The 25,406-nt window shown below is 66.1% G+C and carries 18 protein-coding genes and 1 tRNA gene; 11 read left to right on the top strand and 8 right to left on the bottom strand.

The genetic code is table 11. The features are described from left to right. Nucleotides 1-28: 28 nt before the first annotated feature. The gene (gene astD / locus WFP78_RS14050; protein ID WP_336963418.1) at nt 29-1,462 is read left to right on the top strand and encodes a succinylglutamate-semialdehyde dehydrogenase; all 1,434 of its coding nucleotides are present in this window, start codon (nt 29-31) and stop codon (nt 1,460-1,462) included. A 7-nt stretch (nt 1,463-1,469) separates the two neighbouring features. Here astD and WFP78_RS14045 read toward each other — a convergent pair whose 3' ends face one another. After that, nucleotides 1,470-3,146, bottom strand: coding sequence for an ArnT family glycosyltransferase (locus WFP78_RS14045; RefSeq protein WP_336963415.1), 1,677 nt, complete (start codon nt 3,144-3,146; stop codon nt 1,470-1,472). An 87-nt stretch (nt 3,147-3,233) separates the two neighbouring features. On the opposite strand from WFP78_RS14045, the gene WFP78_RS14040 reads away from it, so the two are divergent. Continuing rightward, nucleotides 3,234-3,725 carry a GAF domain-containing protein gene (locus tag WFP78_RS14040; protein WP_336963593.1) on the top strand — a complete coding sequence of 164 codons (492 nt, stop codon included), beginning with the start codon at nt 3,234-3,236 and terminating at the stop codon, nt 3,723-3,725. Between the two features lie 159 nt (nt 3,726-3,884). Further along, nucleotides 3,885-4,910, top strand: a complete 1,026-nt coding sequence (locus tag WFP78_RS14035; protein WP_336963413.1) for an RcnB family protein — start codon at nt 3,885-3,887, stop codon at nt 4,908-4,910. Between the two features lie 103 nt (nt 4,911-5,013). On the opposite strand, the gene WFP78_RS14030 is transcribed toward WFP78_RS14035, so the two are convergent. Further along, on the bottom strand, nt 5,014-5,832 hold the full coding sequence (locus tag WFP78_RS14030; protein ID WP_336963410.1) for an arginyltransferase: 819 nt from the start codon (nt 5,830-5,832) through the stop codon (nt 5,014-5,016). Between the two features lie 110 nt (nt 5,833-5,942). On the opposite strand from WFP78_RS14030, the gene WFP78_RS14025 reads away from it, so the two are divergent. Beyond that, nucleotides 5,943-6,422 carry a hypothetical protein gene (locus WFP78_RS14025; protein WP_336963407.1) on the top strand — a complete coding sequence of 160 codons (480 nt, stop codon included), beginning with the start codon at nt 5,943-5,945 and terminating at the stop codon, nt 6,420-6,422. A gap of 675 nt (nt 6,423-7,097) precedes the next feature. Continuing rightward, a complete protein-coding gene (locus WFP78_RS14020) occupies nt 7,098-8,486 on the top strand; it encodes an exopolysaccharide biosynthesis polyprenyl glycosylphosphotransferase (protein WP_336963404.1) in 1,389 nt (462 codons plus the stop codon). Between the two features lie 78 nt (nt 8,487-8,564). Here WFP78_RS14020 and WFP78_RS14015 read toward each other — a convergent pair whose 3' ends face one another. Together WFP78_RS14015 and WFP78_RS14010 are read right to left on the bottom strand one after the other, a co-directional pair. Beyond that, nucleotides 8,565-8,933: a lysozyme inhibitor LprI family protein gene (locus tag WFP78_RS14015; protein ID WP_336963401.1), complete on the bottom strand. Its 369-nt coding sequence runs from the start codon at nt 8,931-8,933 to the stop codon at nt 8,565-8,567. Nucleotides 8,934-9,141: 208 nt separating this feature from the next. Beyond that, on the bottom strand, nt 9,142-10,389 hold the full coding sequence (locus WFP78_RS14010) for a threonine ammonia-lyase (RefSeq protein WP_336963398.1): 1,248 nt from the start codon (nt 10,387-10,389) through the stop codon (nt 9,142-9,144). Between the two features lie 58 nt (nt 10,390-10,447). Here WFP78_RS14010 and WFP78_RS14005 point away from each other — a divergent pair, with 58 nt between their 5' ends. Continuing rightward, nucleotides 10,448-11,317 carry an NAD(P)-dependent oxidoreductase gene (locus WFP78_RS14005; protein ID WP_336963395.1) on the top strand — a complete coding sequence of 290 codons (870 nt, stop codon included), beginning with the start codon at nt 10,448-10,450 and terminating at the stop codon, nt 11,315-11,317. A gap of 23 nt (nt 11,318-11,340) precedes the next feature. Continuing rightward, the gene (locus WFP78_RS14000; protein ID WP_336963590.1) at nt 11,341-12,981 is read left to right on the top strand and encodes an amidohydrolase; all 1,641 of its coding nucleotides are present in this window, start codon (nt 11,341-11,343) and stop codon (nt 12,979-12,981) included. An 80-nt stretch (nt 12,982-13,061) separates the two neighbouring features. On the opposite strand, the gene WFP78_RS13995 is transcribed toward WFP78_RS14000, so the two are convergent. After that, a tRNA-Gly gene (locus tag WFP78_RS13995) sits at nt 13,062-13,135 on the bottom strand. A 211-nt stretch (nt 13,136-13,346) separates the two neighbouring features. Between WFP78_RS13995 and WFP78_RS13990 the strand changes: the two genes are divergently transcribed. The 3 genes from WFP78_RS13990 to WFP78_RS13980 all read left to right on the top strand — a co-directional run bounded on the left by WFP78_RS13990 (nt 13,347) and on the right by WFP78_RS13980 (nt 17,705). Continuing rightward, complete coding sequence (locus WFP78_RS13990) at nt 13,347-15,413, top strand: transglycosylase domain-containing protein (RefSeq protein WP_419722967.1); 2,067 nt, start codon at nt 13,347-13,349, stop codon at nt 15,411-15,413. 164 nt (nt 15,414-15,577) lie between these two features. Then, on the top strand, nt 15,578-16,786 hold the full coding sequence (locus WFP78_RS13985) for an NHL repeat-containing protein (protein WP_419722973.1): 1,209 nt from the start codon (nt 15,578-15,580) through the stop codon (nt 16,784-16,786). A 40-nt stretch (nt 16,787-16,826) separates the two neighbouring features. Then, a complete protein-coding gene (locus tag WFP78_RS13980) occupies nt 16,827-17,705 on the top strand; it encodes an alpha/beta hydrolase (protein ID WP_336963389.1) in 879 nt (292 codons plus the stop codon). A gap of 871 nt (nt 17,706-18,576) precedes the next feature. Here WFP78_RS13980 and WFP78_RS13975 read toward each other — a convergent pair. Genes WFP78_RS13975 through WFP78_RS13965 form a run of 3 tightly spaced genes read right to left on the bottom strand, consistent with a single transcriptional unit; the run spans nt 18,577 to nt 24,582 of the window. After that, nucleotides 18,577-22,077, bottom strand: a complete 3,501-nt coding sequence (locus WFP78_RS13975) for an error-prone DNA polymerase (protein ID WP_336963585.1) — start codon at nt 22,075-22,077, stop codon at nt 18,577-18,579. 20 nt (nt 22,078-22,097) lie between these two features. Beyond that, the gene (locus tag WFP78_RS13970) at nt 22,098-23,549 is read right to left on the bottom strand and encodes a Y-family DNA polymerase (RefSeq protein ID WP_336963582.1); all 1,452 of its coding nucleotides are present in this window, start codon (nt 23,547-23,549) and stop codon (nt 22,098-22,100) included. A gap of 43 nt (nt 23,550-23,592) precedes the next feature. Beyond that, nucleotides 23,593-24,582, bottom strand: a complete 990-nt coding sequence (locus WFP78_RS13965; RefSeq protein ID WP_336963386.1) for an ImuA family protein — start codon at nt 24,580-24,582, stop codon at nt 23,593-23,595. A gap of 79 nt (nt 24,583-24,661) precedes the next feature. Between WFP78_RS13965 and WFP78_RS13960 the strand changes: the two genes are divergently transcribed. After that, nucleotides 24,662-25,321 carry a nucleotidyltransferase family protein gene (locus WFP78_RS13960; RefSeq protein WP_336963383.1) on the top strand — a complete coding sequence of 220 codons (660 nt, stop codon included), beginning with the start codon at nt 24,662-24,664 and terminating at the stop codon, nt 25,319-25,321. The last annotated feature ends 85 nt before the right edge of the window (nt 25,322-25,406 follow it).

Raw genomic sequence — 25,406 nt, 5'->3', positions numbered from 1 at the left:
CCCTGAAAATTTGGTCCATATGTCGCCCATGTCGCGCACCCTGATTTCGACGGAACCCGCCACCGGCGCGCATTTATGGGAAGGGGCGATCAGCGACGTCGCTGCCGAAGCGGAGCGCGCCCATGCCGCCTGGAGCAGCTGGGCCGCGCAGCCGCTGTCCTTCCGCATCGAAACCATGCGCCGCTTCGCCAATGCCGTCCGCCGTTCCGAAGCCGCGCTCGCGGACCTCATCGCCCGCGAAACCGGCAAGCCGCTCTGGGACGCGTTGACCGAGGTGTCCGCCGTCATCAACAAGGTGGATATCTCCATCGCCGCCTATTCCGAACGCACCGGGCAGAAGCGGCTGGAAGGGGCGATGGGCGCACGGCAGGCGGTGCGGCACAAGCCCCATGGCGTCATGGCCGTGCTTGGCCCCTATAATTTCCCCGCGCACCTGCCCAACGGCCATATCGTGCCGGCGCTGATCGCGGGCAACGCCGTGCTGTTCAAGCCTTCGGAAAAGACGCCAGCCGTGGGTGCGATGCTGGTCGACCTCTATCATGAGGCCGGCGTGCCGCAGGACGTCGTGCGCCTCGTCATCGGCGGGCCGGATGAAGGGCGCGCGCTCACCGCCCATCCCGCCGTCAACGGCATCCTCTTCACCGGCTCGGCCTCCACCGGCATCGCCATCAACCGCGCCTTCGCCACGCAGCCCAACAAGATCCTGGCGCTGGAGATGGGCGGCAACAACCCCATCGTCGTGTGGGACACGCCCGACCTGCCGAGCGCAGCGGCGCTGGTCGCCCAGTCCGCCTTCCTCTCCTCCGGCCAGCGCTGCACGGCGGCCAAGCGGCTGGTGGTGAAGGACAGCATGGCCGAGCCGCTGCTGCAGGAAGTGAAGCGGATCGCCGACCGCATGATCATCGATCACCCCCATGCCGATCCCGTGCCCTATATGGGACCGGTGATCGACATGCAGGCGGCCGACAGCCTGACCGAAAGCTTCCTCATCCTGATGAGCGGCGGCGGGCGGCCGATCAAGCATATGAGCCGCCCCAAGGACGGTCTGCCCTTCGTCTCGCCCGCAATCATCGACGTGACGACGATGAGCGAGCGCCCCGACATCGAACTGTTCGGCCCGCTGCTCCAGGTGATCCGCGTGCCGGATTTCGAGGCCGCCATCGCGGAAGCGAACAACACCCGCTACGGCCTGTCCGCCGCACTGATCGGCGGATCGCCCGAACAATATGACCAGTTCTGGGCCAATGCCCATGCCGGCATCGTCAACTGGAACCGGCCGACCAACGGCGCCTCGTCCTCCGCGCCCTTTGGCGGGGTCGGCATTTCGGGCAATCATCGCCCCAGCGCCTATTATGCGGCGGATTATTGCGCCTATCCGGTCGTCTCGTCCGAAGCGGACCAGCCCCGCGCCTCCATGGGCGTCGGCATGGCGGAGATCGACGTCAAGGCCATGGGCGACTGAGCCCGCCTCAGCGCATCATGTCGGCATAATCGTCCGGGCAGGATGCCGGGCGATGCCGCATCGCCTGCGCGCTTACCAGATCGCGCCGGGCATGGACATAGAAGGCCCGGCCCTGCTTCGTCGCCCGCACCGCCGCCACGCACAGATAGTCGCGGCCGAGCGCCGCCTTGAGCAGCGGCACGGTCTGCGCGTTGAGGCGCGGGATGACCGGGCTGTTCGCCGTGACGATGGCGCCGGGGCGGCTGGCAAGCACGCGGCGCATTTCCGCGACGGCATCGACGCCGATGGCGCGCTTCTCCACATCGTTGCTCAGATGATCGGGATAGGCATAGCGCGTGGGAATGCAGGCATTGCTGGTCATATAGAGTATTGCCGGGCCATCGAAGATGAACAGGCACTGCCCGTCGCGCACATAGGGCCGGGTCGCCTCCGTCAGGCGCATCAGCCCCGCGCGCTTGGCGCGTTGATAGGCGGCATCGGGCGTGCCGGACCAGAACAGCGCCCAGAAGGCCAGCACCGCCGCCGCCGTGACGCCGATGGGCGTGGCGACCAGCATCGGCGCGATGACGATGAAGGCCGGCAGCAGGACCGGCAGGAAATAATGATCGTAGAAATTGCCGATCATCACGAAGCCCAGGATCGCCGATGCCAGCCAGCCGACGAGAAAGGCGAAATCGTCCCGACGATCCTTGCCAGCGATCTGCCGGCCCGTAATCTGCCAGTGCCGCATCAGGCCGAAGCTGCCGACGATGGCGAGCGGCGGCGTCGTCGCGAGGAAAAAGCCCCCCGCCATGCGCAGGAAGCTGTCGCTCAGCCGGCCACGGTCGAAAATGGACAGGAAATTCGCGTAGATGAATGCGTGCAGATGCCCGGTCGCCGCATACCAACCCGTGGCGATCAGCGTCGGCAGGAGCGCGATGACGCCATAGCCGATGGCGATGGCCATGATGCGCATCGGCGCCATGCCGGCACGCCACAGCCGCCACAGGAACCACGCGCCAAAGAACATGCCTTCCATCACGGCGGTATATTTGATCTGCAGGATGCACCCGCACAGCAGCATCGCCCAGCCGCCCAGCCGCGCGATCTTGCCGGCATCCCCGGCCCGGCCCGCGTCATTGGCGCACAGGCACAGCCACACCGCGCCCATCGTCAGCAGATTGTAGAAGACCGGCGACTGCCCCGCCCCGCCCGAATAGACATTGAGCCAGAGCAGATAGAGCAGACCCGAAGCGGTCGCCCCAAAATTGCCGCAGGCCCGGCGCGCGACCAGCCAGATCATGCCTGCCGTCACGCCTGCAAAGACTGATGCAAGCAGCTGATATTGCATGAACCCTTCGCCACCCAGCAGGCGGGAAAAGGCATAGATCAGGAACAGGCCAATCGGTTTGCGGTCCCAGATGTCGACATAGGGCAAGGCACCGTGCAGCATCCGGTCGCCGACCAGCAGGTAGAATTGCTCGTCCAGGAACACGTCCGGATTGCCATAGACCGGACTGCGCCAGAGGATGGCGAAGACGAGCAGCGCCCAGAAGGGCCAGTAACGGATCACGGCATCGACAGCATTGGCGATGGGCGCACGGGCGCCGGAGGCATCCTTGCCCTGCACCATACCGTCACGCTCCGTTCCCAATGCCAGCCCCATGCCCGTCACGCCTGTCTCCTTCGCCTGCCGCCATGCCATGTCATGGTTGCCGTCCCGTTAAGATAACCCACGTAGCGCCGCGCGGTGGGCATGGACCAGCGCCCCTCGCCACCCTACATTGCCGCCATGTTCGATCTCTCTGCGCCCGATGCGGCCGACAAGCCCGCCCTTTACGCCGATCTGCTGAGCGCCGCCGAAGCGCTGACCGCAGGCGAGGCGGATGTCGTCGCCAATATGGCCAATCTCTCCGCGCTGCTGTGGCAATATCTGCCCGATCTCAACTGGGCCGGTTTCTATCGGCTCGTGGACGGCGAACTGGTGCTTGGCCCCTTTCAGGGCAAGGCGGCCTGCATCCGCATCCCGCTGGGCAAGGGGGTCTGCGGCACGGCGGCTGCAACGCTGGAAACGCAGTGCGTCGCCGACGTCCATGCCTTTCCCGGCCATATCGCATGCGATGCGGCCTCCGCCTCCGAAATCGTGGTGCCGGTGGTGGACGACCGGGGCCTGATCGCGGTCATCGACCTCGACAGCCCGCGCCCTTCCCGCTTCGATGCGGAGGATGCCGCCGGGCTGGAGGCGCTCGCCGCCCGGATCGCGCCCCTGCTGCGACAGCGTTAACCTTTTCCCGCCTGCCCCGCCGGGCCAACCTGCCCCGATTCAGGACAGCGGCATCCCCTACAATCCGTGGAAGGCCGCGCCTGTCGATGCTAAACAGCGGGTTAAGGCCGCGCCGGCCCCTGGGCTGCGCGCGGCGGCGGCAGAAGGGGATTGTTAACCATGCGGACGTTTATCATTACTGGTCTGATGCTGGGCGGCGCGTGCCTGACCGAGCCTGCCATGGCCGCTCCCGACTCGCCCGCGCCTGCCCCGCAGACCATGGCCGGCCGCGCGTCCGCAACGCCCCGCCCTGCCATGTCCCCGGCCATGCACCGCTGGGGGCCGCGCGTCGATGGCCGCTGGTATGCGGGCATGCACGCGCCGGGCGGCTGGGCCGCCTATCGCCGGCCGGTCGCGGGCATCATCCTGCCGCGCTACTGGATTCAGCCCAGCTATTATATCGGCAATTATGCGACCTATGGCCTGCCCGCCCCGCGCGAAGGCTATGGCTGGTCGCGCTATTATGACGATGCCGTGCTGACCGACCGCTATGGCCGGGTGATCGACAGCCGTCATGACATCGCCTGGGACCGCTATGATGGCGGCTATGACGACGCCCCCTATGGCGATGAGCCACGGCGCCGGGACGATGGCCTTGGCGGCGCGGTGATCGGCGGTGTCGTCGGCGGCGTGGCCGGCAATCGCATCGCCGGCCGTGGCAACCGCACGGAAGGCACCATCATCGGCGCGGGCGTCGGCGCCATAGCGGGCGCCGCCATCGACAAGGCCGAAGACCGGCGCGACAGGGCCGAGGATCGGCATCCACGCCGCCATGACAGCCCGCCGCCGCGTGCCTATGACGATGACGATCGCGTCACCTATAATAATGAATATGACGGGCGCTGGGTCGGCACCTGGCATGGCGACGACGGCTCGACCTATAGCGGCGAATATCGCGGCCGCTATGAGGGGACGGTGCCGCCGCCGCGCGCCGCGCATTGGGTCGATGGCGAATCCCCGGCCTATGGGCATCCCGGCGGATATTACGCCAATGGCTATTATTACCCTGCGCCCACCGTCACCACGATCGTCATCCAGCCGGCGACCACGACCTCTTATGTGACGGAAGAGGTGGTCTATACCGCTCCTCGGCGCAGCTGGAAGCCCAGGCGCGTAGTGCCCAAGGCCCGTTGCGACTGCAAATAGGATATCTGTCGGACATAGAAATGGCTTCGATTCAAAAGGATCGAAGCCATTTCTATTGTCAGGCCGGAAGTGCCGGCGGTAGGCCGCCGGCAGGGGCGCCAGCCTATTTCCGGAACAGGGTCGAAATCTCCGGCGGCATCGGCGCCCGGCCCTGACCGGCGACCTCGCGAATGGCCTCCACCTGCTCGTCGGGATCGAACCGCACCCAACCCGAACGCCCCAGCCGTTCCAGCGGACGATAACGGATCTTGTACTGCATCCGCTGCGATCCTTCGACCCAATATCCCAGATAGACATAGGGCAGCCCGGCACGGTGGGCGCGCAGGATATGATCCATGATGATGAAATTGCCCATACCGGGGCGATCGGCCCGATCCGGATCGAAAAAACTGTAGATCATGGACAGCCCGTCGCCCTGGCGATCGGTCAGGCAGGCGCCGACCAGGCGGCCGGGCCGGCCATCCTCGCTGCGCTCCCGATATTCCACGATCTGGCTGTCGACGGGGGTCTGCTCGACCATGTCGGCATAATCCATCTCGTCCATCTCGGTCATGCCGCCGCCGGGGTGGCGTGCACGCAGATAGCGCTGCAGCAGCGTATATTGCTCATCGGTCGACCATGGGCGGCAGGCCGTCACCACCAGGTCGGCATTGCGCCGCAGCAGCTTGCGCTGCGTGGCATTGGGCCGGAACTCGCCGGCCACGACCCGCACCGAAACACAGGCGGAACAATCCGCGCAGCTCGGCCGATAGGCGACATTCTGGCTGCGGCGAAAGCCGATGCGGCCCAGCGCGTCGTTCAGCTCGGACGCGTGTTCGCCCGAAAGCTCTGTAAAAACCTTCCGCTCGCTCCGGCCCGGCAGATAGGGGCAAGGGCTCGGGTTGGTGACGAAGAAGCGAGGGAAGCGGAAAGGAGCGCTCACTTGATGTCCCGTTGTTTAGGATGCGACCGGGAAACATTATGACCCGGCACCCCGGAAATTAAAAGCGCGTTTACCACGGATTACGACCGTCCGGTTAACCCTTGCCGCCTATGTCGGAAACAGCACCGGATGCGCGCCTGCACGACATGCCGCATCCCGATGCAAAGGCTGGCGAAACTGCGCCGAACCATACCGATTATTTACCATGCCGCTATACATGGAGACACCAATATGTCATATCTGGTGAGGGCGCAGTGAAGACACTGAAAAAGAGCGAAGGCGCCTTAGGAAATGAGGACGCCGAAATGGAAAATGCTGGAGATGCCCGCTTGGGCTTGTCTTATAATAATCGACGATCGGTTGAAGCGATCGACGATAGGGTCGAAATCCGCCCAGAAGGCTTTTTGGCCAAGAATCCGGTAGCGTCGATGCAAGCCGCGCTTGCATTCGAGCTTAGCGGTGGCACGCCGCTGGAATATCCGGATCGCTCTTTTATCGATGGTTCGATCGAAACCATGTCTCGCATCGCCGGCCCTGTCGCCATGGTCGCGACCATGGCCGCTGCGGCCTGGGCTGTCGGGCTGATCTGAAAAACCGTTAGAATAGCCTGACGGGCGCAGCGCTGGGGCACTGCGCCTGTCTTTGCGTGGGCATCTTTGTGTGGCCGCCCTTGCGTGGCACGGCCCTGTGCATAGCGCGACGACGTCCTCATGGCTGCGGCGCTACAGCCACCTCCGCCTGCAGAGATTTCCCGTTCACCGATGGAACCATAGTGGGGCGATCCGCGTTCCTACTCGCCTGATCATCTCCTCCGCCCATGACGCTGGTCTTATTCCAGGGTTCTTCCACACGGAATGCAGGCCGCCGCAGCATACCGCATTTGCGAAAAACAGAAAGAAAGTCGAAGGCAACATGATGCGCTGCCGGGCAAATCCCCATAGCCGCCCCAGTCACATCAAAGTAATGATGGAACAAACGTTGAGCAAACCGGATCAATCCGAACTCAACATTATTGATGCAGCGGTGCAACAGTCGGCGCGATGTTAACCATAAATGAACATGATTGCGATACGCCCAATGGGGGCAGGATTGGGATGAACAGGCCCTTTCAGGCGATTGCGGACCCAATTCGCATGTGCAACACCAACTTCTTGCCTAACCCCTGCCATTTAGACTATAGCAAAAGTTAACAATGTCCGCGGTATCAAAAATGCCGCGGTGCAGCGGTCGGCAGATTCGGTTCAACACTATTCCCGAGTGAGATCGTGACGAAGATCGACCTTTCCACCAGTGCAACGGCCGCGATCGCCAGCCAGTCCTCCTCGAGCAAGCAATTCTTGCGCCTGCGGCTCTATGCAACCTTGCTGGTGGCGGATGCGGTTGCGATCGTGATCGGCTTCCTGCTCGCCGGCCTGCCCCAGCATGCGAACTGGACATCGACGGGCGGCTTCAACCTCGCCCTCATCGTCATCCCCCTCTATGGGCTGCTGGCCTTCAACAATCAGGCTTATGGGCTGCCGGCTCTGAAGAGTACGTCCTACAGCCTTGAAAAGGCGCTGCTCGCGCTTGGCGCGACGGTGCTTGCCATCTTCACCGTTGCGTTCCTGCTGAAAGCGCCGCTGGCCATTTCGCGGCTCGCCTTCGGTTTCGGCGTCATCGCGTCGGCCGCGCTGATCGTGCTCCAGCGGCTGTTCATCATCCGCCATGTCCGCCAGGTGCATGACTGCGCCCTGATCTCCGAGCTAGTGATCGTAGACAATGCCGATCCCGTGCTCCGGTCCGGCGCGGAGGTCGTCTACGCACGACAGGCGGGAATCGAGCCCGACCTCAACGATCCGCGCATGCTCAACCGACTCGGCATCGTCCTGCGCTCGCATGATCGCGTGATCGTCCACTGCGCGGAGGATCGCCACGCGGACTGGGCGCTGCTGCTCAAGGGATCGAACGTCACCGGTGAAATCGTCGTGCCGGGCTTTGGCGATGTCGGCGTCGTCGGCATCGGATCGTTCAACGGCAACGATACGCTGGTGGTGGCGCGCGGGCCGCTCAACCTTGCCAGCCGCGCCAAGAAGCGCGCGCTGGACATCGCCTTCACCGTGCCGGTGCTGCTGGCGCTGTCTCCGCTGCTGATCCTGGTTGCCATCGCCATCAAGCTCGATTCGCCCGGCCCTGTCTTCTTCCGGCAGGATCGCGTCGGGCGCGGCAACCGCATCTTCAAGATTCTGAAGTTCCGCTCGATGCGGACCGAGCGCAGCGACAGTGCCGGCGCCCGCTCCGCCAGCATGGACGACGACCGCATCACGAAGGTCGGCCGAATCATCCGCCGCACCAGCATCGACGAACTGCCGCAGCTCCTGAACGTGCTGCTGGGGGACATGAGCCTGGTCGGCCCGCGCCCCCATGCGCTCGGCTCCCTCGCCGGCAATCGCCTGTTCTGGGAAATCGACCGGCAATATTGGCACCGCCACGCGCTCAAACCCGGCATCACCGGCCTGGCCCAGGTCCGCGGCTTCCGCGGCGCCACCGTCCGCGACATCGACCTGCGCAACCGGCTGGAAGCCGATCTGGAATATCTGAACGGCTGGACCCTGTGGCGCGACATGGCGATCCTGGTCGGCACGGTGCAGGTGCTGGTCCACAAGAACGCCTATTGAGCGGCGGATGTTCGCCTCGACGACACCTCGTGTTTGAAGCAATGCTTTGGGATCAACGGGACACCAGTCAGAAGGACATCAGCCTGACCAGTCCATCTCCCGTAACTCAAGCGTCCGATCACGGGTCATATCCCGCCAGCATCTATCTGCGAGAATAATGGCGATCGAACCTTTCACGGTTCGATACACCCCGCAATTCGCATCTCGATATTTGAGCCATGCTCGCTGCGCCTCGCGCAGCTTGCGCGGTTCAACTTCTGCACGTGCAAGTGCTGCGCGATATTCGACATTGAGCCACTGGTCCCAAATCTGAGATTGGCCATAGAGGCATTCCGACATCGCTACGGTGCTACCGTTTTGGTAATTTTCACAAGCGATATCCGGCGGAAAATCGCTCGGCAAAACCATTGCCTGAGCGGCTACCGCCATCGCCAAAAGCAACATCATGACATTCCTCCCATGGTTCCGAATGACATCGGTAAAGGTCGGGAATGAGCATGTGTGACTATGAATCGTAGGCTTGGGATCGCAGGCTTGCGAGCTAACACGACACTGCAATGTCAGGCAGGATCATCGGCCCGCGTTACAGCATCTACGAAACCCTGTCCGGCGGCCCCCTCACGCAGGCTCGAAACCAGAACGCCCTCAACCGGCCTCAGGCCACCTCGATCGGCGAAACCTCATAACCTGCCTCGCGCAAGGCCGTAATCAGCCGCTCCAGATGCATCTCGTCCCGCGTCTCGCATTCGACGTCCAGGCTCAGGCCCTTGACCGGCAGGTTCGTGAAGATGCGCTGATGGGCGAGTTCCAGGATGTTGACCCGCTGCTCGTCGAAGATGCGGGCGACATGATAGAGCGCGCCGGGCCGATCCTGCAGCCGGATACGCAGGCGCGCCAGCCGGCCGGATCGGGCAAGATCGCGCAGCAGCACATTCGCCAGCAGGCGCGTGTCGATATTGCCGCCGCACAGGATGAGGCCGACCGTCCGGCCCGCAAACATCTCGCGATGGCTCATCATCGCGGCAAGGCCGGCGGCGCCCGCGCCCTCGACCACCGTCTTCTCGATCTGCAGCAGCAGGCTGACGGCCTGCTCCAGTGCCCGCTCGCTCACCAGCACGATATCGTCGGCCAGCCGCTCGACAAACTGGCGGGTCAGCAGCCCCGGTTCCTTGACGGCAATGCCCTCCGCCAGCGTATCGCCATCGCAGGGCAGGTCCGCGCCCTTCACATAATCATACATCGACGGATACAACTCCGCCTGCACGCCGATCAGCCGCATGTCCGGCTTTATCGCGCGCGCAGCGGTCGCCACGCCGGAGAACAGCCCGCCGCCGCCGATCGGCACGACCAGCGTGTCGATATCCGGCGCGTCCTGCAGCATCTCCAGCGCCACCGTGCCCTGCCCGGCGATGATGTTCGGCTGGTCGAAGGGATGGACGAAGGTCAGCCCCCGCTCCACCTCCAGCAGCCGCGCATGGGCATAGGCATCGTCGAACGTCTCGCCATGCAGCACCACGGTGGCGCCATGCCCCTCGGTCTGCATCACCTTCACCATCGGCGTCGTCACCGGCATCACGATGGTCACGGGCACGCCCAGCCGGGCACCATGATAGGCAAGGCCCTGCGCATGGTTGCCAGCCGATGCCGCGATCACGCCCTTGGCCCGCGCCACCTCGTCCAGCAGCAGCAGGCAGTTGAGCGCGCCGCGCTCCTTGTAGGCCGCAGTAAACTGCAGATTTTCGAATTTCAGATAGACGGTGGCGCCGACCATATGGGACAGCGTCCTGCTGATCAGCGTCGGCGTCCGCACGATCGATCCTGAAATGCGCGCGTGCGCGGCCAGGATGTCATCCACACTCACCGGCAATGCCGGCGCATTCTCTATCTGACTGGCGATATTCATTGCGGTCTGGCCCCTAACCTATCTGGCCTTCGGATGAAACAGCCTCTATGCGCATGACATGGCAAAAATCGCGTTTATTGGCCTTGGCGTCATGGGGGGCTCGATTGCCGGGCATCTGGCAAAGGCGGGCCACGAGCTTTCGGTGTTCAACCGCTCCATCGGCAAGGCCAAGGCGTGGTGCGAAAGCTATGGCGGCATCCTTGCGGTCAGCCCGGCGCAGGCGGCGGAGGGGGCCGATGTCGTCATCAGCTGCGTCGGCACGGACGATGATCTTGCCTCCATCACCCTTGGCCGCGACGGCGCCTTCCGCACGATGCGCCCCGGCAGCCTGTTCATCGATCACACCACGGTCTCCGCGCGCATCGCCCGGCAACTGGCGGTCGAGGGCGAAGGACGCGGCATCCACTGTGTCGACGCCCCCGTCACCGGCGGACAGGCCGGCGCGCAGAACGGCCGGCTCGCGATCATGTGCGGCGGCGCCAAGCCCGCCGTGGAAGCGGCCCGCATCGTAATGCAGCCCTATTCCATCCGCATCGTCCATGTCGGCCGCGCCGGCGCCGGGCAGACCACGAAGATGGTGAACCAGATCACCTTCGCCGGCATCATCCAGAGCCTGTCGGAGGCCATGCGCTTTGCCCAGCATGCCCGGCTGGACCTGGACAAGGTGTTCGAGGCGATTTCCGGCGGCGCGGCGCAAAGCTGGCAGATGGACAATCGCTGGAAGACGATGGCGGAGGACAGTTTCGATTTCGGCCTCGCCATCGACTGGATGCGCAAGGACCTGGGGCTGGCGCTGGAAGAGGCGCGGGCCAATGGCTCCACCTTGCCCGTCACCGCGATGCTCGACCAATTCTATGCCGATGTGCAGGCCATGGGCGGCGGCCGGCAGGATACCAGCGCGCTCATCCGCCGCATCCCCAAACCGTGAGCCGACCGATGATGACATGCATGATGCGCGCCGGCGCGGCGCTACTGGCGCTTGCCCAGGCCCAGGCGGCGCTCGCATCCGGCCTGATCGACAATGTGAACGGCGTCGCGCTGGATACGCAGGGCAGGATCGTTAATTTCGACGCGCTGCTGATCGACGACAATGGCAAGGTCGAAAAGCTGCTGAAGGGCAAGGAGAAGCGCCCCGAAAAGCTGAGCTTCCGCCTTGACGGCAAGGGGCGCACACTCATCCCCGGCCTGATCGACGGCCATGGTCATGTAATGGGGCTGGGCCTGGCGCTCATCACCCTCGACCTGTCGGACACCCATTCGCTGGCCGAGGCGCAGGCGAAAATCCGCGATTACGCGCAGGCCAATCCGGGCCGCAAATGGATCATCGGCAAGGGCTGGAACCAGGAACTCTGGGGCCTGGGTCGCTTTCCGACCGCCGCCGAGCTGGACACCGCTGTTGCCGACACGCCGGTCTGGCTGGAGCGGGTGGATGGCCATGCCGGCTGGGCGAATACCGCCGCGCTGCGCGTCGCGGGTATCGATGCGACCAGCAAGGCCCCGCCCGGCGGCCGCATCGAGATGACGGGCGGCAAGCCTTCGGGCGTGTTCATCGACGCTGCGCAAGCGCTGATGACCCGCGTGGTCCCGGCGCCCGCACCCAAGGATCTCGACCTTGCCTTGTCCAAGGCGCAGGAGGCGCTGCTCGCCACCGGCATCACCGCCATTGCAGACATGGGCACCAGCCTGCCCGACTGGCAAGCGTTCCGCCGCGCCGGTGATCGCGGCGCGCTACGCGTGCGGATCATGTCCTATGCGATCGGCATCGACAATATGGTCGCCATCGCCGGGCCGGAACCGACGCCATGGCTCTATGACGACAGGCTCCGCATGGGCGGGCTGAAGCTGCTGCTGGACGGCGCGCTCGGATCGCGCGGGGCATGGCTGAAGGCCGACTATAGCGATGCGCCCGGCCAGCGCGGCCTCTCCATGATCGGCCCCACCCAGCTGCGCAACCAGATGAGCCGCGCGGCCATGGACGGCTTCCAGGTCGCCGTCCACGCCATTGGCGACGCGGCCAATGCCGAAATCCTCGACGCGATCGACGAGATGGCGGACACCTACAAGGGCGACCGCCGCTGGCGCGTGGAACATGCCCAGATCGTCGATCCGGCCGACCTGCCCCGCTTCGCCAGATATGGCACCATCGCCTCGATGCAGCCCGTCCATGAATCCTCGGACTGGCGCATGGCGACCGCGCGCATGGGCGAGACGCGGCTGCAGGGCGCCTATGCCTGGCGCACCATGCTGGACAACAAGGTGCCGCTCGCCTTCGGCTCCGACGTGCCGGTGGAATCGCCCAATCCCTTCGTCGGCATCGCCGTCGCCATGACCCGCGAGGATGCGAAGGGCGAGCCCTTTGGCGGCTGGATGCCGCAACAGCGCCTACGCTTCGAGGAAGCCTTCGCCGCCTTCACCCGGGGCGCTGCCTATGCCGGCTTTGCGGAGGACCGCTTCGGCACCCTCGCGCCGGGCGAGCAGGCCGACTTCCTCATCATCGACCGCGACATCAGCCTCTCCTCCCCCACCGACATCCGCGCGACGCGGGTGCTGGAAACATGGGTCGGCGGCAAGCGGGTCTATGTGAAGAACTGAGCCGGGACAGGGCTGCGTGGGGCCCTGTCGACCGACAGCGACCAGCTTCGCGCGCCTGCAATGACGGAGGGGTGCGAAGATGGAGCGGGTGAAGGGAATCGAACCCTCGTCGTAAGCTTGGGAAGCTTCTGCTCTGCCATTGAGCTACACCCGCAAGACATTGAAACAACCAGGTTATTTCAATCCTGCCGCCGCTTGTCCCGACATCGGATCGAGCAACCGGCGGCCGGGCATTAGCTGGCTGCCGGTTTTTCGTCAATGGCGGCGGCTTTCGCTGGCACCCTCCGCACGGGACGCTATGATAGGCGCATGGATTTCATGGGGCTTGACTGTATCACGAACATAATACAGCATCGCAGTCGCCCATGTTCGACCCGCGCATGACATCCACCCCGCCAACCCCGCTCAGCCCACCGGAGACCGGCGCGCTCCCGCCCGAGCGCCCGTTCGGGGAAGGGCCGCCCAGTGCCTTCACCCGGACGCCCTGGCGCAAGCGGCTGCGCATCGCGTCCTGGATCGTCGCGGCCCTGTTGGCACTGTTCATGGCGCTGGTCGCCTGGCTGGCGATCACCGCGCCGCTCTCCCGGTCGCTCAAGCCCATTGCCCCGCCCAGCATCACCTTGATGTCGGCGGACGGGCAGGTGATCGCCCGCAAGGGCTCCATCATCGACACGCCCGTCACCATCGCCGAACTGCCCGCGCATGTGCCACAGGCGTTCATGGCGATCGAGGACCGGCGCTTCTACAGCCATTGGGGCGTCGATCCGCGCGGCATCGCCCGCGCGCTTTGGCGCAATATGTGGGCGGGCGGCACGCGCGAGGGCGGCAGCACCATCACCCAGCAGCTCGCCAAGGGCGTGTTCCTCAACAGCGACCGGACAGCAGGGCGCAAACTGCGCGAGGCGCTGATCGCCTTCTGGCTGGAGGCTTGGCTCACCAAGGACCAGATCCTGGAGCGCTATCTGTCGAACGTCTATTTCGGCGACAATGTCTATGGCCTGCGCGCCGCAGCGCTCCACTATTTCAACCGCCGGCCGGACCGGCTGACGATCCCGCAGGCGGCGATGCTGGCGGGGTTGCTCAAGGCGCCATCCCGCCTTGCCCCCACCAATGATCTGGCGGCCGCCCGCGCCCGCGCCAATCTGGTGATGGAGGCGATGGTCGAGGCCGGCTACATCACGCAGGCGCGCCGAGACGCGTTGCGCCCCGCATCGCTGGACGTGCGCGAGGCGCCGGAATCGACCAGCGGCACCTATTTCGCCGACTGGGTGCTGCCGCAGGCGCGCGACCGGGCGGGCGCCGTCTATGGCGCGCAGCAGATCGCGACGACTCTGGACAGCAAGCTGCAGGGCTATGCCGAAGGCGCGGTGCGCCGCGCCCCGCTGGGCAAGGCGCAGGTCGCCATCGTCGCCATGAAGCCGGATGGCACCATCGTCGCCATGATCGGCGGCAAGAGCTACGACAAAAGCGCCTTCAACCGTGCGGTGCAGGCGCGGCGGCAGCCCGGTTCCACCTTCAAGCTGTTCGTCTATCTCGCCGCCTTCCGCGAAGGCATGACGCCGGACGACAGGATCGAGGACACGCCGATCAAGGAAGGCGAATATCGCCCCTCCAACCATGACGGGCGGTATCGCGGCACGATCACCCTGCGGCAAGCCTTCGCGGTCTCCAGCAATGTCGCGGCTGTCCGGCTGGCGCAGAAGGTCGGCATCCGCAACGTCATCAAGGCGGCGCGCGACCTGGGCGTCGTCAGCCCGATCGCGGAGAATCTGAGCAGCGCGCTCGGCACGTCGGAAGTGACGCTGCTGGAGCTAACGCAGGCCTATGCGGCGATTGCGGCGGGCGCCTATCCGGTCGCCGCCCATGGCCTGCCGCCCGAGGAGCGCGGCTGGTTCGAGCAGTTGATGGACCGGCAGCGCCATTTCAGCCAGGATGAGCTGGGCATGATGCGCGATCTGCTCTCCTCCGCCGCCAATCGCGGCACCGGTAGCGCGGCGGCGCTGCGCACCAGCACGTTCGGCAAGACCGGCACGACGCAGGACAATCGCGACGCCATTTTCGTGGGCTATGCCGGCGGGCTGGTGACGGCGGTATGGATGGGCAATGACGACAACACCCCCCTGCCCGGCATCGCCGGCGGCGGCGTGCCCGCGCGCATCTGGCGCGATTTCATGGGCCGGGCCATCGGCGAGCAGGACGAAGTGGTCGAAAGCAATGCGGCGGACCCAGACCTGGTGAACGCCATCGCCAATGTGACGGTGGAAACCGGCATCGGCAACCTCAGCATCGGTGTCGGGCCGGAGGGTGACGTGAACCTCAACCTGCGCGATGTGCCGACGGTGCAATTGCCAGCGCCGACCACGCCCGCCGCGCCACCGGCGCACGCACGCGCGCCCGGCCCGCAGCCGGCAACGCCGGAAGAGCGGCCATAGCGGCACGATCCGGGCGCTCTGGTTACAGCTCTGGTTACAGGCCAGCAACAACTTCATGCTTGAGCCGGAAGCGACGGCGGCATAGCCTTCGTGCCTGCACCATGCGCATGCCCAGCCTGGGAGTGACGACCATGCCGATCACCCGTTTCGCCGCCCATGCCCTTATGTCCACCCTGCCCGCACTGGCGCTGCTGGGCGCTTCCGCCGCGGAGGCGGGGGACACCCGATCGCCGCCATCGCCACAGCCCCATCGTGCGCCCGCACTGGCCGCCGTCTATACCGAAACGCTGGCTCCGGCGGGCACGCCCATGCCCCGCTTCAAGGTCGATGCCGCCTGGCCGACCCTGCCCGACGACATGATGCTGGGCCAGGTGAGCGGCGTGGCCGTGGATCGCGACGACGATGTGTGGATCATCCATCGCCCGCATTCATTGGGGCCGACGGAAAACGGCCTCGCCCAGACCCCGCCGATCGCCACATGCTGCCGCCCTGCGCCCACGGTGGTGCGCTTCAGCCGTGATGGCGCCTATCTCGCCGGATGGGGATCGCCGGAGACCGGTCCGGTGGTGAACGGCGTCAACCAGTGGCCCAAAAGCGGCCATGGCCTCTATGTCGATGCCGCCAAGACCGTGTGGTTCGGCGGCAATGGCGATGGCGACCATGCGGTGCTGAACTTCACGGCGGACGGCAGGTTCATCCGCGCCTTCGGCAAGCGCGAGGCGACCGGCGGCAATCTGGACAAGGCGCTGCTCGGCAACCCCTCCGACATCTTCCATGAAGATGGCGAGTTGCTGATTTCGGACGGTTATGTGAACAAGCGCGTCATCGGCTTCGACGCCAGGTCGGGCACCTTCGCGCGCTATTGGGGCGCCTATGGCAGCGCACCCAGCGGCCCCAGCCGCGAGGGCCATTTCGACCAGAGCCAGGCATCCACCGGCGATGCGGCCGATCCAGCCTCCCGCAGCTTCGGCGATATCGTCCACTGCATCGTGAAGACCAGGGGCGGCGACTATTATGTCTGCGACCGGCGCAACAATCGCGCCCAGCTGTACCGCAAGGACGCAAAGGGCCAGATGCGCTTCGTGCGCGATGTCGTGATCGCGCCCGAAACCGGCGGCACGCGGACGGTGACGGACATCGCCCTCTCTCCCGACGAAAAATATCTCTATGTCGCGGACATGATGAACGGCCGCATCTGGATCTTGCTGCGCGAGACGCATCAGGTGCTGGGCGCGATCGGCCGCAACGGGCGCTATGCGGGCGAGTTCACCTGGCTGCACAGCATCGCCACGGACTCGCAGGGCAATCTCTATACGACGGAAGTGAATACCGGCCGGCGGGTGCAGAAATTCGTGATGACCGGCATCGAATGAGCGCCGCCACCGCCATGACGCAATGGATCGCCACCCGCCGATGAGGCCGCGCACATGGATTGCGACCGGCGCCGGCCTGGGGCTTGCCGCGAGCATGCTGACGACCGCCCTTGCGCTCGCCCCGCTCGCGACATTCAACACGCTGATGCCCAAGGATGCCGGCGGCAAGCTGGCGGCGGACGGCGTGCCCTATGGCGCCGGGGCCCGGCGCACGCTGGATATCTATGCGCCTGCTCGCCCTGCCACCGGGCCGCTGCCGGTGGTTATCTTTTTCTATGGCGGCTCCTGGGCGAGCGGCGATCGTGGCGGCTATGGCTTTGTCGGGCGGGCGCTGGCGGCGCGCGGCTTCATCACGGTCATCCCGGATTACCGGATCGGGCCGGAAACGGTCTATCCCGGCTTTGTCGAGGATGGCGTGGCGGCGCTGCGCTGGGTCCGCGCCCATATCGGCACCCGCGGCGGCGACCCGGACAGGATCGTGCTCGCGGGCCATTCGGCCGGCGCCTATATCGCCGCGATGCTGGCGCTGGACGCGCGCTGGCTGGGCAGGGACCGTGCGGCGGTGAAGGGCTTTGCCGGAATCTCGGGGCCTTATGATTTCTATCCCTTCGATGTCGGCTCCAGCAAGGCAGCCTTCGGCGCATGGCCCCGCCCGGAGGAGACCCAGCCCATCACCTGGGCCGGTGCGGGCGCCCCGCCCACGCTGCTGCTGATCGGCGGCGATGACGAAACGGTGCGCGCGCATAACAGCCAATCCCTCACGGCGAAGCTGAAGGCAGCCGGCGTGCCGGTGACGCTGCGGCGCTATGCGGGCATGGGCCATGTCGGCATGGTGACGGCCTTTGCCCGCCCCTTCCGGACGCGCGCGCCGGTGTTGGCCGATGTGGTGGACTTTGCCCATGGAGTGACGGCGCGGTGAGAGGATGGCCGAAGAGCGGGCACACGCATCTTCGCCATGCCGGCACATGCCGGCATTTCGGGATCACAGGTTCCGGGGCATGAGTGGCACATTCCTGCCATGGATATGCGCCCGGTCGACAAGGCGCGCCGCGCATCATCTCGGGATATCGGCCCGGTTCTGCATGGGCGATCATGCCGCCCTGTAACGCCGGAACACATGGCTGCGACCATGACCGTTTCGGCTGAGTCAGAGCATCGGCGAAGTTGGATGATAATAAAAGGGCCGCCCCGGCATGAACCCTGGGCGGCCTTTTTGTTCGCCGGGTTGAGCCGGCGAAGAGAAAGCGCATGGAAGCGCTTAGACGAACAGCACCGAATAGAAGGTCAGCATCTGCATGCCGACTGCACCTACCAGCGCAGCGCCGTAAATGACGTTACGCATATTGAACTCCATATCTTGGTTCGATTGCCGCCCTTCATGAGCGGAGCGCGCCTATGGGCCTGACTTTTATTTGTAACAATCGCAAAGAATGACTTTCCGATTGCAACAAATGCAACAGCCTGTTGCCCAAAAGCCACGACCAGTGCCGGAATATGGCGTGAAGGAAGATCAATTCGATCGCATGGCGGCTGTTTCAAAACGGCGAAATGGATGGCTGGCGACCCGCCACTTTCAGTGGGACCGATCCGGTATCCATGAATATCCGTCCTGCCCCCTGACCTGTGCCGTAGAGCCAATGGATGCCGGATCAGGTCCGGCATGACGGCAGAGGGGGCGGCGCAGCAGAGGAGATGTCTCAGTAAAAGAGACATGCCGACAGAGGATGATGGTTTGCGGATGATTGTCCGCTCAGGGCGTCCGTGGCTGCTGCGAGTTCATGGGTGCGCCTTCAATGGAAATCCCGTGATTTCGGCATGATCCGCACGTCGCGCGGATGGCGGCTGCGGAGATATGGGGGGTGGCGGGCTTCGTCGGCCGGGGCCGGATCGCTCGCCATCGGTGGCCCGTCGGCAAGATGATCGAGTTCCGCAGTGCGGTCATGCACGCGGCTGGCCATCAGGTGGACGACGCCCTCCTTGCTCCGCTGCACCTCCCCCTCCACCAGCATCAGGCGGGAGGCCATGACCGGGCGGCGCTGCATTTCGAACAGCCGCGCCCACAGCAGGATGTTGGCGATCCCCGTCTCATCCTCGATGGTGATGAAGATGGCGTTGCCCTTGCCCGGCCGCTGGCGCACCAGCACGACGCCCGCCGTGCGAACCCGCGCGCCATTTTTCGCCGCCGCCGTCTCCGCACAACTCAGCACGCCCTCGGCGCGGAAGACGGGGCGCAGGAACTGCATGGGATGCCCCTTGAGCGACAAGCGCGTCACCTGATAATCGGCGGCGACATGCTCGGCGAGCGGCATGATGGGGAGCGCGGCGTCAGGCTCCTCCCCCAGCTCCCGCGCCGCACCGTCGCGCCGGCGGGCGGCGGCGAAGAGCGGCAGTTCATCCGATGGCGTGCGGCGGGCTTCCCACAGCGCGGCCCGCCTGTCCCGCCCCAGCGACCGGCAGGCATCGGCATCGGCCAGCAGCCGCAGCGCGCGGGCGGGCAGTTGCGCGCGGCGGGCCAGATCCTCGATATCGGCAAAGGGGCCATCGGCGCGCGCCAGCACGATCGCATCCGCCCATGCCTCCCGAAAGCCCTCGATCTGGCGGAACCCCAGGCACAGCGCCATGCCGCCGGGGGCCGGCGCCACGCCATTGTCCCAGCCGCTGCCGTTCACATCCACGGCATGCACCGGCACGCCATGTTCGCGCGCGTCGCGCACGATCTGGGCCGGGGCATAGAAGCCCATGGGCTGCGCATTCAGCAATGCGCAGGCGAAGATCGCCGGATGATGGCATTTGATCGCAGCGGAGACATAGACGAGCCGCGCGAAGGACAGGGCATGGCTTTCCGGGAAGCCATAGCTGCCGAACCCTTCGATCTGCTTGTAGCAGCGCTCGGCAAAGTCGCGCTCGTAACCGCGGCGGACCATGCCACCGATCAGCTTGTCATGCAGGCGATCGATCGTGCCGAGGTTGCGAAAGGTCGCCATCGCCCGGCGCAGCTGGTTCGCCTCCGCATCCGAAAACCCCGCCGCGACGATGGCGAGCTTCATCGCCTGTTCCTGAAACAGCGGCACGCCCCTGGTCTTGTCCAATATCTCGACCAGTTCGTTGGCTGGGCCATGGTCCGGCGCAGGGGCGGGATAGGTCACGGTCTCCACGCCGCTACGCCGCCGCAGATAGGGATGCACCATGTCCCCCTCGATCGGGCCGGGGCGGACGATGGCGACCTGGATGGTGAGGTCGTAGAGATTGCGGGGCCTGAGGCGCGGGAGCATGTTGATCTGCGCCCGGCTTTCCACCTGGAACACACCGATGCTGTCGCCCCTGCACAGCATGTCGTAGACCGCCGCGTCATCGGAATCGAGATCGATGGTCAGCTGGTGATCGCCCAGCCCATGGCCGCGCATCAGGTCGAACGCCTTGCGGATGCAGGTGAGCATGCCCAGCGCCAGCACATCGACCTTCATCAGGCCCAGCGCGTCGATATCGTCCTTGTCCCACTCGATGAAGCTGCGCCCCTCCATGCCGCCATGATGGATCGGCACCGTCTCATCCAGGCGGTTCTGGGTGAGGACGAAGCCGCCGACATGTTGGGACAGGTGGCGGGGAAAGGGCGTGCGCAGCAACCGGTCCACCAGCGCGCGCAGCCGGGCGATCTCCGGATTGGCCAGGTCGAAGCCGGCCTCAGCGATCCGCCGGTCGCCCAGATCGCCCGCATAGCTGCCCCAGACGGTGCCGGCCATGCGGGCGGGGATATCCTCGCTCAGGCCCAGCGCCTTGGCCACTTCACGCACAGCGCTGCGCGCGCGGTAATGGATGACGGTGGCGGCGATGCCGGCACGGTGGCGGCCATAGCGTTCGTAGATATATTGCATCACCTCCTCGCGCCGCTCATGCTCGAAATCCACGTCGATATCGGGCGGCTCCCTGCGCTCTTCCGACACGAAGCGGGAAAAGAGCAGGTCATGCTGCATCGGGTCGATGGAGGTGATGCCGAGCAGGAAGCAGACGGCGGAATTGGCGGCGGAGCCCCGCCCCTGGCACAGGATCGGCGGCTCCCGCGTGCGGGCGAAGCGGACGATGTCATGCACGGTCAGGAAATAATAGGCGAAGCTGTTGCCGCCGATGAAGGCAAGCTCATGTTCCACCGTCTTCACCAGCTTTTCCGGCAGGGTCGGGCCATGGAGGGCATGGGCCGCTTGCCAGGTGAGATGCGCGAGCCAGCCCTGGGGCGTCCACCCCTCCGGCACCGGCTCATGCGGATATTCATAGGCAAGGTCATCCAGCGTGAAGGCGATGCGGGCCATAAAGCGCATCGTTTCCGCCACGGCCTGCGGGCAGGCCGCGAACAGGCGCGCCATTTCCCGCGGGGGCTTCAGATGCCGCTCGCCATTGGCCTCCAGCAGCGGCGCGGCCTCGGCCACCGTCCTGCCGAGCCGGATGGCGCTCAGCACATCGTGCAGCGGACGGTCGGCGGGATCGGCATAGCGCGCATCATTGGTGGCGATGATCGGCAGGCCGGTACGCCGGGCCATCGCCTGCAACCCGGCCAGATGCCGGGTATCGCGCCCGGCGCGCGGCATGGTGGCGCCCAGCCAGACATGGCCGGGCGACGCCTGCGCCAGCCGCACCGCCACCTCTTCCATCCCCCGGGGCGGCGCGGGCGGCACCAGCTGGAGATGGGACGAGGCGCCCGCCGCCACCTCTTCGCCGTCGAAATCGAAGGGGACGGGATTGGCATGGGCCACGGCCTCGACCGCGCTCGATCGCGGCAGGACGATCAGCAGCAGCTCCTCCAGATGCGGGGTCAGATCGTCATAGGTAAGGATGCAGCCACCCTTGACGCTGCGCAGATTGCCGCGCGTCAGCAGCCGGGTGAGGTTGCCCCAGCCCCGGCGGGTCGCGGGATAGGCGACGATGTCCGGCGTGCCGTCGGCGAAGACCAGCCGTGCGCCGACCCGCAGGCGCAGGCCCGTCTCGCAGGCAGCGGCCTCTTCCGGGGTGAGCGCCGCCGTCTCGCCCTCCACTGCCTTTTTGGCTTCCAGCAGCGCCACGCGCGCCTTCTCCGGGGCTTCGCGCAGCGCCACATGCGCGCGCACGACGCCCGCCACCGTGTTCCGGTCGGCAATGCCGATGCCCGCAAGGCCGAGCGCGATGGCCTGGCCGATCATGTCGGCGGGGCTGCTGGCCCCGCGCAGGAAGCTGTAGCTGGTGGCCGCGACCAGTTCGGCGAAGGCGGCGGCATCGGCCTTCGGGCCGTCCCCATGGACGCGTTTATGCCGGTCGGTCGGCATGAAGGGGCGCTTCCCCCCGTTCATGCGAACAGGCCGTGGACATACCAGTGCGGGTTCGTCGCCTCGCTGCCATAGAGCCCGTCGCGATAGATCCAGAAGCGGCGGCCGCGCGCATCCTCGACGCGGAAATAGTCGCGCGTGTGCCCGGCCCCGCCCGCCAGCGCGCCGTTCGGGGCGGTCCACCATTCGGGCGCGATCCGTTCCGGCCCCTCGAAGCGGGTCACGTCATGCAGGGTGCGGCGCCAGCGGAAGCGGTGCGGCGGGCCGTCCGGCACCTGCGCCAGCACGTCGATCGGCTGGGGTGGATCGAACAGCTGGATCGGGCGAAGCGGCGGATCGCCCGGCGCCTCCCGCTCCGGCCATGGCACAGGCGCGCGGGTTTCGACGGCGGGGAGCGCCAGTTGCGCCTGTTCGGGGATATGGCTGCCCTGCGGCACCAGGCGCTGGATGCGACGGCGGCCGGCGCGGATGCTGAGGCGGTCGACCAGCGCGGCGACGCTTTCCTCGCGCTTCGCCGCGCCGCCCTCCAGCGCCAGCTGGCTCGGCGCCAGGGCTTCGGCGGCGGGGATGGAGAGCCGCAGCATATCGAAACCGAAACCGGGATCGAGCGGATCGCCAAGGCTCTCGATCCGCTCATGCAGCAGCCGCATGATCGCGGGCGGATCGCGCAGCGGCAGGCTGCTTTCGGCACGCAGCGGAAAGGCGAGGCCATCGCTGCGGAAGAACAAGGCGGCAAAGCGGCGCCCGCCCTGCCCGCGCTCGGCCAGCTGCATGCAGGCATCCTCCACCAGCCCCTCCATGGCTTTGAGTGCATAGGCGGTGCTGCCCACCGGCTCGGCAAAGCGGCGCTCGACCAGGATGGAGGGGATGGCGCGACGCGGATCGAGCGGGCGGGCGGCGGTGCCGAGCAAGCGTTCCAGCGCCGTCACCGCCCCTGCCCCGAAGCGGGCGGCGAGCATGGACGCGGGGCGACTGGCGAGATCGCCCACGGTGCGCAGGCCGGCGCGGCGCAGCGCCACTTCCGCCTCATCCTCCAGCCGCAGCGCCGCCACCGGCAGGCGCAGCACCGCCGCCGTCTCGTCGGGCGCGGAGGCACCGGCATGACGGGCGAGCGCATGGGCAGCCTCCGGCGTGCCGGCGCGGGCGTGGCGGACAATGATGCCGCGCTGGCCGAAACGCGCCACGATCGCCTCCGCCATCGCCGCCTCGCCGCCCCACAGATGCGCGCAGCCGCCAATGTCCAGCATCAGCCCATGGGGGCAATCGAGCGCGGTGATCGGCGTATAGCGGCCGCAGCCGTCGCACAGCCGCTCCAGCCAGTCCTGATCGGCATGGGGATCGTCATCGAACACGCGCAGGTCCGGCACCCGCGCCCGCGCGTCGGCCAGGGTCAGGCCGGGGGCAAGGCCCAGCGCCAGCGCATCGGCGTCCACAGCGGCAAGGCGCAGGGCGCCGCGTATCTTCTCCACCATGATCGCGGGCGCATGATCGCCGCCCGACGCGCCGTTCCAAAGGTCAGGCCGCGCGATCCGCAGGCGATCGAACGGCAGAAAGGGGAACCACAGCGCCAGATAACGGCGCTCCCCCGCTTCCTGATACGCCTCCAGATCCGCTTCCTGTGGCTGCGCTTGCGTCTTCTCCGGCAGGGTCCATGCCATGTCCATCTCTTCCGTCCCGTCCGTTTTCGCCTGCCTCCCCACAATATTCGTCCCATTCCGCAAAGCGCCCCAGCGCCCCGTCCCACATGATCCGCCATGCCATGCCGTCCGGCCCGGCGCGGCGGCGCAGCAGGGTGATGTCGAAGGCGCTCATCCCCGGCGCATTGCCCGGTAGCGGCTGCGATGGTGCGGCGCGCACCCGCCATCGCGTCTCGGCCGCACTGGGGACGGGTTCCGCCCCGTTCAGCAGCAGCAGCGCCATGACGCCCGATCCCTCCGCCGCCAGCGCCAGCCGCCGGCTCGCCGTCAGGTCGAGCAGCCGGGGCATGCCCCAGCATTCCACCACCAGCGCGCCCAGTTCCGGGCAGCGCAACGCATCCACGGCGGCGCGCAGCAGCATCGCATCGTCCGCCATCGTGCCCAGCAGCATGTCGGCGGGATCGATCCCCAGCTCGACAAGGCCGGGGCCATAGGGCACCCCGCCCATGCGCGCGGCGCCCGCCGTGCGCAGCCAGAGCATGGGGCGGACGACCGGCACGATCGCCCTCTGCGCATTCGTTCTCTGCGCACATGCCTCCTGTCTATTGGGGGCCTGCCCGCCCTCATCCTCGCCGGCTTCCGCCGCCAGCCGCGCCAGCATCAGCCCAAGCGCGCTGCTGGCCCCTGCATCCTCCACGCCGGCCCCGAACAGTTCATGCACGCATCCACGCGCGAAACCGCCGCCCAGCGCCATGTCCAGCCCCGCATGGCCGCTGGGCACGCGCCCGCGCATCGCAATGGAGCGAGGTGTTTCCAGCGCGGCAATCCGCCGGCGAAGCGTGGTAAGAGGATCGACCGACTCGCGCACCTTGACATGTTCCTGTTTTGTTCTATTTTCTCTTCCATTGGAGGGATGTCAAGGCGAGAAGAAAGAGAGGGGTGCCGCCATGAACATGAAGCAGCAGGGCTATGCTTCCCTCATGCCGATCGGGCCATTTTCAAGCGAGGAAGCCAGGGCGCTGCAGACACTCGCCCTTGGCCATCCCATCATCGCGCCGATCCTCGCCAAATGGCCGCGACTCGGCCTTCCCGATGCCTGGCTTTCCGGCAGCATCATGGCGCAGGCGCGCTGGAACGAGGCGTTCGGCCTCAACCCGCTGCACGGCATTGCCGATGCGGACATCATCTATTTCGACCCGACCGACACCTCTGCGGAAGAGGAGGAACGGACAGCCGCGAGGATAGCGGCGATCCTTGCCGATACGCCCATCCGCATCGACACCAAGAACCAGGCGCGCGTCCATCAATGGTATGCACGCAAATTCGGATATGACATCGCCCCCTATCGCTCCTCCACCGAGGCGCTCACGACATTCCCGACGACGGCCGCCGCAGTTGGCATCCGCTGCGAATCACGGTTCGAGATCGCCGCCCCCTTTGGCCTGGCCGACCTTCTGCTTCCCCTCGTCCGGGCAAATGCCACCCAGATCACGCCTGCCACATATGCGGCGAAGGCGGCGCGATGGCAGATGTTCTGGCCCGACTTGCGCATTCTGCCATGGGATGAAGCGGCAAGTTATGATGCCTGCCACGGCGGTGAACGATGAGATTGAATCGTTCACCGCCCTGATTGTCTTTTGTTTTCCGCATTCTGCGAGCCGCCGGCTGTTCCGGCCGACTTCAGAATGCTCT

This window comes from Sphingobium aquiterrae (genome assembly GCF_037154135.1).
Classification (GTDB): domain Bacteria; phylum Pseudomonadota; class Alphaproteobacteria; order Sphingomonadales; family Sphingomonadaceae; genus Sphingobium; species Sphingobium aquiterrae.
The sequence above is the reverse complement of the archived record's forward strand: the minus strand, read 5'-3'. Positions and strand labels throughout refer to the sequence as shown.